General features: G+C 53.8%; 8 protein-coding genes. 1 reads left to right on the top strand and 7 read right to left on the bottom strand.

Annotated elements, in window-relative coordinates; genetic code table 11:
• The 7 genes from KXR87_RS22855 to KXR87_RS22885 form a co-directional block, all read right to left on the bottom strand.
• Positions 1 to 1,673, bottom strand: a 1,673-nt coding sequence (locus KXR87_RS22855) for a cadherin domain-containing protein (protein ID WP_437434481.1), incomplete at its 3' end; no start/stop codon positions are given.
• 78 nt (positions 1,674 to 1,751) lie between these two features.
• Complete coding sequence (locus KXR87_RS22860) at positions 1,752 to 3,002, bottom strand: HlyD family efflux transporter periplasmic adaptor subunit (protein ID WP_437434482.1); 1,251 nt, start codon at positions 3,000 to 3,002, stop codon at positions 1,752 to 1,754.
• Entirely contained in the window at positions 2,992 to 5,217 is a 2,226-nt protein-coding gene (locus tag KXR87_RS22865; protein ID WP_437434483.1) for an ATP-binding cassette domain-containing protein, read from the bottom strand. Before KXR87_RS22865 ends, KXR87_RS22860 begins: the two co-directional genes overlap by 11 nt.
• Complete coding sequence (locus tag KXR87_RS22870) at positions 5,217 to 6,479, bottom strand: TolC family protein (RefSeq protein WP_437434484.1); 1,263 nt, start codon at positions 6,477 to 6,479, stop codon at positions 5,217 to 5,219. Before KXR87_RS22870 ends, KXR87_RS22865 begins: the two co-directional genes overlap by 1 nt.
• A gap of 574 nt (positions 6,480 to 7,053) precedes the next feature.
• Positions 7,054 to 7,797, bottom strand: coding sequence for a hypothetical protein (locus tag KXR87_RS22875; RefSeq protein ID WP_437434485.1), 744 nt, complete (start codon positions 7,795 to 7,797; stop codon positions 7,054 to 7,056).
• 169 nt (positions 7,798 to 7,966) lie between these two features.
• Positions 7,967 to 8,524: a histidine phosphatase family protein gene (locus KXR87_RS22880; protein WP_437434486.1), complete on the bottom strand. Its 558-nt coding sequence runs from the start codon at positions 8,522 to 8,524 to the stop codon at positions 7,967 to 7,969.
• A gap of 224 nt (positions 8,525 to 8,748) precedes the next feature.
• A complete protein-coding gene (locus KXR87_RS22885; protein WP_437434487.1) occupies positions 8,749 to 10,419 on the bottom strand; it encodes a zinc finger-like domain-containing protein in 1,671 nt (556 codons plus the stop codon).
• Positions 10,420 to 11,048: 629 nt separating this feature from the next.
• On the opposite strand from KXR87_RS22885, the gene KXR87_RS22890 reads away from it, so the two are divergent.
• Positions 11,049 to 11,196, top strand: a 148-nt coding sequence (locus KXR87_RS22890) for a transposase (RefSeq protein ID WP_437434437.1), incomplete at its 3' end; no start/stop codon positions are given.

An 11,196-nucleotide genomic window follows, 5' to 3' on the forward strand; every position in this document is an offset into this window, starting at 1 on the left:
GTGGCGGTGTAAATCACCTGACCCGCGCCGCTGTTCTCGTTGATCGCCGTGGCCGTGGTGCCGCTGGTGATCGTAGGCGCAACCTCGTCCAGGTTATTAATACCCAGCGTGACCGTCTGGCTGCTGGCATTCCCGGCGGCATCGGTGGCCACAACGGTGAAGCTGTAGCTGGATTTGCTTTCAAAGTCCGGGTTGCCGGTCAGCGTCACCGCACCGGTGGAGGGGTTAATGCTGAACAGTGCGCTGTCACCATTAGTGCCCAGGCTGTAGCTAAATTGGCTAGGATCAGTAGCAACAGCAGTCCAGACCACCTTGCCTGCGCCGATGTTCTCATTCACATTGGACGTCGTCGCGCTGCTAAAGACAGGCGCGTGCGTATCAATAATGAGGCTGAGGCCGCCGGATGCATCACTGGCGGTCGCGGCGCCCTTAATCAGCAACGACTGCGCTCCCTCAGACAGATTGTTACTGCTGCCGAGTGTGATTCCGGCAGCCACGGTGTCCAGGACTGTCTGGGTAGTCGCACCGGCGTTGGCTTCCGCACCGGAGAAGGCAGCCAGCAGGAGGCCGTATTTTTCACCGGCACTCAGGCCATCGGCAGCATTAAAACTGCCGCCGTTGGTGGCGGTGACCGTGGTGTTCAAAATGTTATCCACACCAAACAGGCTGCCGATGGCCGAGGCTGTATCGGCCACCTGCGTCGCGCTCAGGGTAGCGGGATTGTCAGCCGTGCCACCGAGGGCTTCCTGAGCCTTGGTATAGGCGAGCGTGGTCAACACGTTGATATTGAGCACAAGGGTACTGTTGTTTCCAGAGATAACACCCATGCTCCAGAGCTGAGCAGAGAGGTCTTTACCCGCGCCTGTGGCTTCGTCCAGGTAGTCAGCAGCGCCGCCGCTGTTGACCAGTTTCACAATAACCACGCCGCTGTAACTGCCAGCGGACAGGGTGACCGAGCCATCGGCCCCCAAACTCCCCGTGCCAATCAGCGTTTTGCCATCGGCCTGATAAATCTCCACTTTCAAATCGTTACTGCTGAGCGCCGGACCACCGACAAAGTTAAGCTGGACGGAATTCTCTACCGGGGCTTCTCCACCACCGTTATCGTGCTTGCCGCCATTGTCATGCCCTTTGTTGGCACTTGCCACTGCAACCCCGACCACGCCACCCAGTCCGAGGGCGCCGGCGAGATAGCCCGCGTAAGAGTGCGATTGCGGGAGATAGGTTACCGGATGGCCAGTCACTACCGAGCCATCCTGCAGACCAGCTAAGATACCTTCAAGCCCAGGGTGGCCTGAGGTCATGCTGGCCAGCGCGTCCGGAGAACCGTGCGCATAAATAACATGGCTGCCATCGGCTAACGCCGCCCCTTCGGTGCTACCGGGCGTCATCACCTGGGTAGAGGTGCCATCAGCAGGCAGGGTTACGCTGGTATCACTTTGCGTATACCAGTCTTGCAGGGTCAACGTGGTGCCATCGGCATAATCCAGTTGCAGATCCTGCCCGTGACGCGAAGCTACAACGTCATCGGCCAGTTTTTCCTGATCGTTATCGCCCTTGCGTTTGAGCACCCGGTACGTTTCACCCGGCGCGACCTTGTGAATATTATTCTGCCCGGCCTGCAGAGAGATGCGGCTTTTACCGGTACTGAGGGTATATTGGCGTGACGTCATTTGGGTCTCGGGTTTCATTGTGTGTTATCTCCATTTGGGGCGAACAGGTAAATCGAGTTGCAACGACCACCTGAGGTGTCATCGCTCCTGGAATGATTCACTAAGTGTTTTACGCAAAGGTTTAAGTAAAAAGTCCATCAGCGTGCGATCGCCGGTACGGATATCGAGCTGAGATGTCATGCCCGGAAGGATGTCAAGCTGGCGACCGGTCGTGCTGCGCACAAACTGCCCTTCTTGCTGACCGCCTGACAGACCTTCTGCATGGCTTTTCAAACGAACATGGACGCGGTAGTAAATCTCCTCGCCACGTGGTGTGTTTTCTTTAAGGGTGTCGGCCGACACGTAAATCACCTCCCCCTGCAATGCTCCGTAAATGGTGTAATCGAAGGGATCGAGGCGTACCGTGGCCGGCAGTCCAACCTGGACGCGGGCAATATCAGCAGGCAGAACCTTTGCCTCAATGATGAGGGCATCATCTGACGGGACGATCTGCATGATCTCATCACCGGCACGCAATACCCCACCCAGCGTGGTGACGCGGACGTTTTTGACTATCCCAGGCCCCATGGCCGTAAAGACGGTATCGTGCACCTGCTGGCGACGACCGGCCATCTGTTGCAGGGTCTGGCCCAGGTCATCTTCTGCCTTGGTGAGATCGGCTCGCGCGTCATCCAAAAACTTATTGCGCCGACCAAGCAGGCGGGCACGAGCCTCATTAAGCTCGCGCTGTGCGTTAAGCCGCTCACTGGCGCTAACATCGCCAGAACGTTCAAGCCCGTTCACCAGGCTGAGCTTCTGACTGGCTAAATTCACGGCGGTCTGCAGCGCGGTAATATCTTCCTTCAGGCTCTGACGGCGCTGCACAAACAGCGCGCGTTCAATGTCTGCCTGCTCGCGTAATGCCGGACCGGGATCAGAGGGGAACTGGGGAGCGGACTGTCCCGTTGATTCTGCGCGAAGTCGGGCTATACGCGCCCTGAGACCAATGATCCGCGCGTCCACTTCACCCGCAGCTGCCTCAACGCGGGTTGGATCGAGGCGAGCCAGAATCTGCCCCGCTTTAACATGATCACCCTCTTTGACACGCAGCTCGGAAAGGACGCCACCGTCCACGGTCTGGATTATCTGCACCCGGCTGCTGGCAATAACCTCACCGTGTGCCCGTGCGACTTCATCAATGTGAAAAGACATAGCCCATATGACAAAACCCAACACCAGAGCAACGATGCTCCAGATAAGTCCGGCTGAGAGTCGGCTACGGTGGTAGTTTTCCAGCCGATGCACGCGCGGGGCGTCAGCGACCTCATCGTCAAACAGTTCAACGGCCATGAACGACTCCTGCTGAATGTGATACTTCTGGCATGCGTGTTTTTACGTTCGTGACTTCAACGCCAGGCCTCGGGCTAGCGGCACGGGCCATCAGTCCTGGCATCACCTTGTCTGGAGGACCATCACGTACGACGCTCCCTTCCTGCACGACCAGCACGCGGGTAGCAAAATTAATGGCCGCCATTGGACGGTGTGTGGCGACGATGAGGATATCTTCTGGCTGCAGCCTGGCTTGTAATGCTTTCCAGACACGCGTCTCCGCTTCGCCATCAAGCGAGGCCGTCGGTTCATCCAGAAGCCAGATACGCGGACGAGCCATCAGTACACGCGCCAGGCCGACCAGTTGGCGCTGGCCGCCAGAGAGACCCGAGCCACCTTCGCTGATAGCCATATCCATACCCATCGGATTACTGGCAGCCACCTGATCCAGCGCCAGATCGCGGGCTACCTCCGTCAGCGTGGAGTCGCTGACTGCGCCTGCGAGCATCAAATTGCTTCTGAGCGTACCTTTGAAGAGCTGTACTGCTTGTGGCAGATAGCCAATCTGAGCACTAACCAGTTGGGGGTCTATCTCCCACAAATCGGCATTGCCCAGGCGTACGCGGCCTTCACCGGGGCGATACAGCCCGGCCAGGATCTTCAGCAACGTCGATTTACCGCCGCCGACGGGTCCTAACAGCAGAACGCGTTCACCGGCATGAAAATTGAGTGCGGGAATATTGAGTTGTTGTACCGGAGACTGCGGAAAGGCGAAGCGCAGCTTTTCCACACCAATATGTTCTGGCAGGCGATCGGGCAACAACAGCGTCTGTCCGGGGCGACGCTCAGTAGGTTTACGCAGCAGGTTGTTCACCATATCCAGCGCTTCTTTGACCTGCTGCCACTGCATCAGGTACTGCACGCCCTGGCTCACCGGCCCGATGACGCGCCCGCCCAGAATACTGCACGCTACCATGCCTCCGGTGGTCAAATATCCGGCCTCTACGCCCCAAACGCCCACCACAATCCCCATGACATACGCCAGCGTCGACAGACTGCCGGTGGTGTTGGTACAGAACTGGCTGAGCGATTTTTGCTGAATGCTGTAGCCCGCGATGGAGTGACTGAGCGTCTGCCAGTCTTGTGCAAAACGCCAGCCAGCATGACTGGCGCGCATAGTCTCAGCCCCGCGAATACTGTCCACTAACAGGCCCAGACGCTCATTGCTGCGCAGCATCTGCTGGCGAGTAAGACGGCGCAAGCGCATGCGGGTGTACAGGCCAAGCGCCAGCGCGACAGGCAACATTCCGAGGTAAACCCAGCCTACGGGCCCACCGATCAAACCGATAAGTCCGATGAACAGCAAGGCAAAAGGCAGATCCACGATGCCGAAGACCAGACCGGCAGAGAAAACCTGCCGTACCGAATCCAGCGCCCCTACCTGCGCGGCCAGGGTGCCCAGACTGCCGGGCTGCTGGTCGAGTTGCAGGTGCAGCAGGTGTTCATAGACATGCTGGGAAAGGCGTTTATCCACGCTGCTGGCAACGCTGTCCATAATGTGGGCGCGCAGTGTTTTGAGCAGCCAGTCCAGACCCACAACCAGCACCATCCCTACGACCAGCGTGGTCAGTGTCGCCCAGGCCAGGGTAGGAACCACACGGTCGTAGACCTGCATCGCGAAGAGCGATGTGGGAATGGCCAGGATGTTCACCAGCAGCGTAGCAGCGACGACCCGGTACACCCAACTGCGGTCACGCAACAGTTCGCGCCAGACCAGGCGCATGGCCGGGTTTTCGCTTTCAGAGAGATTTTCTGACTGAACGTGTGAAGCCAGGCTGAACCAGAGTACAGCCGTTTCGTCACCCGCAGCCGAACCCGGCGCACCGGTCACAATGTCGTCGACCGCCAGCGTTCGGGATTCAGCACCCTCACGGGTCAGAGTCAGGGTATCGGTTTTCCCTCCCTCATTGTGTCGTTCGGCCAGCCACCATGTCTGGTCGTGCCACATCAACGCCGGAAGATGGCGGGGATCAAAACGCCGCCAGGGAAGTAACGCCAGCCGGACATCTTTCATGCCCGCGTCCGACAATAAACCGCGCACCTGATCCTGTGGACGATCGTTCACCGGAGGTACGCTCTGCGCACGCGCATACGCCTGCGTTAATGCCGCTTTATTCACCGGGGCGTGTAGCTTGTCCAGCAAGGCCAGTAATTCAGGGAGAGGAACAGGTATCATCAGGGTTGGCTCGCAGACGTGTTAACTAATTGTGTGCCCGTGGGCTGGGCGCCAGTGATATCGTCCATACGGCCCGTGCGTGCGGCCAGGCGCAGGGAATCGACCCGCCATGCCGATCGCACCGATACCAGCGCTTGTTGTTGTTCGGTTAATTCGCGCACAGCGTTGAGGACATCCAGCCAGCTTTTGTAGCCGGATTCGTACTGGCGGCGAAACGATGCCAGCGTGTCGCTGAGTTCAAGGACCGACTGCTCATAACCGGCCAGCAGCGTCTCGTTAGCCTCACGCTGATCAAGCAACTGGCGGGTCTGGATATCTTCACTGTGGCGTTGTTGGGCCAGATCCTGTCGTGCCGCCTCCACGCGTTCCAGTGCCGCATTCTGGAGGCCGCGGGACACCAGCCCCAGCCCCTCCATACTGCCGCTCACAACAATATTGATCGTATTGTTATTTCTCTGGTTGGGGATACCGGAGTAGTCATTGCGGGAGGCTTGCAGAGAGACGGTCGGCAGCGATGAAGTACGCTGACGTTCTACATCGGTTTCGGCAAGCGTCACCGCCGCTTCGCGTGCGCGCACGGTCGCACTCTGCGCAAGGATTTGTTCCTGGATAGACTTATCGGCAGGCAGTTTGAGGATGTTGCCAGGAATCGGCAGGTCGCTTGCGACAGGCTCCTGAGTTAAGGACAACAGCGTGGACTCGGCGGTGAGCAGGTCCGATTTGGCCTGTTCGAATGAGGCCCGCGCCTGTAACATTCGGGCCTTCGCCAGGCTGACATCAGCCGAAGAAGCCAGTCCTCCCTGCGCACGGCGCTGGATCTGTTCCTGCAATGCCTGATGGTTGTTAACGTTCGACTCAGCAACGGCAAGACGCTCACGAACACCCTGCACATTCGCATAGGCCACTGCGGTCTCTTCCAGCAATTGACGACGCGTAGCCCAGGCCGTGGCTTGCTGAGCAAGGGTGTCATTGTCAGCGTAGTCAATGGCACTGTCGATACGCCCAAAAGCCCATAACGGTTGCGATACGCTCAGCGTGGTCGTACTGGAATCATTGTAACCTGAAATTTGCCCCGTCCCCGCGCTGGCACCAAGCGTTGGCAAACGTGCCGCGCGAGCACTGTCGGCGTTGGCCTCTTTGGAACGCAGAAGAGCCTGCTGACTGGCGAGACCAGGGTGACGGAGCATGGTGCTTCGTAGTGCGGCAAATAAACCGCCCGTTGAGGTATCGGTAGAAGCAGAGTGCGAGGAGGACGAAGGCACCCTCGCCTGAGCCGTCGTCACAGAAATGACAAAGGGTAAAGAAAGTATAATTGCAGGCAGGATGTTAAAACTGTGTCGACCTGAAAGAATCCCCATTTCCTGAAGAGCCCTTTATTTAAGAAAGATTAAAAGACCCGCTGATCATAATTTTTCTCATGTTATCCCGACATAACAGTGAGTTAATAAATGGGGCGGCCGGAATAACGAGCTTCAAATAAGAATAAACTTATTGCGTTACGTAATAATTACCGATCAGTAACATCTATGTCAAGATATGTAATCGTGTAATAAAAGCTGTAATTTAGGGCTAATTGAGGAGATAGATTTACTTAACGCAAATATTCGTAGAGCGAGGAAAATATATCATTGGCGGGCGTTTTGATAAGGCATTATAAAGCCAGGAAAAATAGCATAGCGTGCGCATCGTTGCCCAAGCCCCCCCCGAGCAACCCAGCCTGAAAGAAAATTCATCGCGCTTAGTGAGAATGTGTGAACAGGTTCACGACGTGCGCAATTAACTGCGGCGGCCCGCCGTTGTCTGCGCCTTCAATCCCGTGCCACATGGGGCATGCGATCACAACAGTTTACGATCGACCGATAAATGCCAGGCGTAGTCGCTGCCGTTTTCCACCCATTTCGTACCCTCAATTTCCAGGTCGTCATCACTGAGATGTACATATGCCTCAACGGGGATGCGAACGTTGTCATGGCGTTCGGCATGACCCACAAATTTGCCGTTGCTCTGGCGCTGAAGCGCGACACTATATCTGTCGTCGTTAAAACTTAAATCCAGCTTCACGCTCTCTTCGCTGTATGCAATGCTGGTAACCTTCGGTGCGAGACGAGGCTCTTGAACCAGACGATAAAAATCCAGATCCGTTGACGGCAGAATAAAGACCGGACGTTGCTGACTGCCCGGAATGTGAACCTCATTATCTGGATCATTCACCACGCGGATTTTGATCGATTTCCCCGGCGAACGGTGAATGTAAAACAGCCGTTCTGCCAGTTTTTTCTCCAGCATAGCATGGTCGCTTTTGCTGACCCCTGCAGAGAATTTACTGAGCTTCACTTCCGTTATCTTGCCGTCCAGATCCCGATAATTTTCGGCATAGTAATCTTTGTCCATCCCGGCATAACCGATGTATTTGCTGGGGGCAAACAGCCATTCAGTGGTCTCAGGCTCTCGCCAGGCATACCAACATTTGACCCGACCCACCTGATCGAAAATGGGGCTGTCGGAATGAATCGCCATTTCGCGGCAATAGGTACGGATATTCGTCACAAGATCGCTAACAGAATGGACAAAGGGCTTCATTGATGACCTGACTTATCGTGCGTTTGGGAGGTGACACAAATTAGATCTATTTGATCCTTTAGATCCATTAAATCACTTAAAAACGAGATGTTAATCACAAAAAATTCATCAACGCCGTACACAACACGTAGTAGGTGGTTTTTTACTCGAGCCGCTATGTCATCAGGTTTCAGTGACTTTTTTCGTAGGTGACGGCATGCCAGTAGCCTTTACCCGTTTTCCCGGACACGCTAAAGCCTTCCTTTTTTAATTCCGCTCCCAGCATGCGGTTGAAGATGCCGTGCCCCATCAGCAGTACACTTTGGTTATTTTCCGCAAGCTTAATGAGTTTATCTGCCGCCTGTACCGCTCGCTTTTGCGCCAGAGCGCGCGATTCAACCTTTGCGGAAAATCCTGCAAGCCAGAGTATCCGTAACCAGAATGCGTAGGTTAAAGGTGATAATGTCAGCCCGAGCAGATTGATCAACGGTAATTGCGCTTCCCTGAAATCAGGATCAACAACCGTGGGTTCAATGCCGAGTTTGTTTAATGAAGTGATGGCTCTGGGTAAGGGACTGGCAACGGCAGGATAGTGATGCGTTGAAAGCCAGGATATTAATTCCGCTGGCGGGTCTTCGCTGACTTCGCTGTGGTCATACGCGGCAATCCATTGCGCCATTTTATCCGCAGTGTATTTGTGGTCGGTTTCAATATCTGGCTTACCGTGCCTTAACAATATAATTTTCATAACGATCCCTGATTGCTTTGGGCAGACCGTAACATGGGAGAGGCAGGGTTTCTATCCTTAGAATTGAGGGGATTATCAGACCTTGTATTAATCGTTTTGCGCTTTAACGTGCAGACAAAATAGTAATAACTTTAAAAAGGTTATTGCGTGAAATGTGACAAAATAAGCCATGCCTGAAGAACCAGAACTCCCTGATTTATTCAGGGAGCCCAGATATTATTATTTTACTTAACCGACTGAAGGATCCATTGAAGTAACTCTTTTATTGGATACTGCCCGAAGAGTACTCCCTCATGTGTCACCCAAATCGGGCAAAGCATTAACAGGCACGTTGTGAAGAGGCTCGTCAAAAGCAAACTGACGAACCAGCCGCTGCGTAAAATCTTCTTATCGACCGCCCAATCAGCCAGATGTGAATCCATTCGCCAGTGAACCCAGCCCCTGCGCCATAAATAACCCACTACCGCCATAACAATGGCGGCAATGGCCATAAACAGGCCACAGTAACGGGCCAATAACTCAAGGGAGGTGAGTAATCTTTGTTGACTATCCCAGCGGGTAAAGGGGGTCAGGTAGAGGTGTCCCGTTGCGGGGTCGCCCACCCAGAAACGGCCATAAGCCGTATAAAACGGCATAAACAGGTAAATCAGAAAGGCGCTGAAAAATGACCACTTCAACACCGACCAGTTCTGGATGGCGCGTGTGATGGCCTTCAGACTGGTCAGAGCTTCATCGATATAGGTTGTAGTCACGCTACGATTCATCGCTTCGCGGAGCATCTCGCCGGATTTCCCCGCCCGGTTGGCATCCAGCATCTCCTGATGGGCCTCCGACTCCATAAATGTGGCGACGGTTTTACGGCTAAACGCCGCGACAAGGGGGTTGAGCAATTTCCCGGTGCTGGACTGGTAGACAAGGCCATCAAGATCTTTCTTTAGCATCCGCTCAATAACGTGGCCTGAATCCAGGATGTGCGGCGTGATCCCGTAAATTACCCAGTGAATCGGCTGCTCAGCAGGCGGCGTCAGCGGCAGCCGGCTGGTAAACCTGGCAAACGGGATTTCAGCGTTGTAAGTAAAGTTAACGCAGCGCAACGCTTCATCCGACGTGGACTCTGTAAGCGCGATAGTGCCATAACGTTCAAGCTCGGGAATGCCTGCTTTGTACAGACCATCTTTGATGAAGGTCTGGACATCCTCACGATAATAAACCATGTGGTAATTAGGTACTGCGACGGTGTGTAGCCGGGTGATGAGGGTTGTCTCTCCCGTGCCGTCACAGGGCGAGCAGCGCTGATTACCTGAGCCGCTACAATGGCTACAGCGCACGCTCCCACCTGAACATGTTGAGCAGGTGCGGTAATAGCTCTCTACCCGATTTTGCTTTGTATAGTGATCATAATAGCTACGCTGATCCAATACCTGCGCACTTCCCCCACAGCTTGTGCAGGTCACACGGCCAGAACCATAGCACCAGGAACAGCTCACCTGCCCACGACCATTACATTGCGTGCAGTTTTCCGTTAAACAGAGTCGCTTAGGATGGGAATAGATAACCGTCTCTTTTTTCATACCACCGTATGGCTGCGAAAGCACATGCTCACGCGCTTCGCGCAGCGTTTCTTTACGGGATAAGACCGCGCTGGTTTCCGCTTGCAGCGCTTCGGAATACTGGAAGGCATGATTAAACACCAGCGTTCCATTTCCGGCATGCACTCTACCTGCCTGATGATTTTTTTCCGTTTCAATACGAAAATTCAGGCTTAAGTTAATCTGGCAGCCAAAATCAATTTTTTCGACTAATTCCAGGTCAAGATTATCTGGCTCTAACCTCGTCGCGCGTTCAACGAAGTTTTGAATTGTTGCGGAGCACGTATCCAGCCACGCGTCTTTCATGGTCATTCCCTAGGCTCGGTTCTGTTCTCTGCAGGATGATACAATCCTGCCATTTTCTGGCAACTACTAATTAACAGAGTCAGAAGCCACAAAAAAGCTGCACCTGACATATATGAAAAAATTCAAATGACCCATGCCGTATTAAAACAATGCATTCATTAACGGCAATAATTTATTTCTGTTAAATTTGTATCCCGCTGAGATGTATTTATATAGATAGTTTCCTGTAGCCTATGTTTTATCCTACCGCGCCATGCCTATTTATTCTTAAATTCAGGATGATGTATTTTAAAGAAGTCGATCGCTTTGGGTGTCGAATCTCTGCACGCTACCCTGAAGTGACACATAGGGCTTGATCCGTATCACCTGGCAGTAGTCAATATTCGTAGCACTAAAGAAAATCGTGTTACCACAAAACCTTTGCTTATAAGCAAACTCTGGTTGCCCTAAGTTATAGGGAATGACGGGCTCTACGCACAGCGATCTGGGAAAATAGTCTGCCCTTATGCATAGGCCAGTAGATGTCATCATCCAATCGAGAGCTGGAACATGCAGATTATAAGGGGTGAATCGCCACGGGTTTAACAGACACCTCAGAGTCATTTAAGATGACTTAAAGAGAGGTGCTCATGAGCGGTAAACGTTATCCCGAAGAGTTTAAAATTGAAGCAGTCAAACAGGTTATTGATCGCGGTCATTCTGTTTCCAGTGTTGCAACACGTCTCGATATCACCACCCACAGCCTTTACGCCTGGATAAAGAAGTACGGTCCGGACT

The organism is Yokenella regensburgei (assembly GCF_051486985.1).
In the GTDB taxonomy this organism is placed as follows: Bacteria; Pseudomonadota; Gammaproteobacteria; order Enterobacterales; family Enterobacteriaceae; genus CBFFRJ01.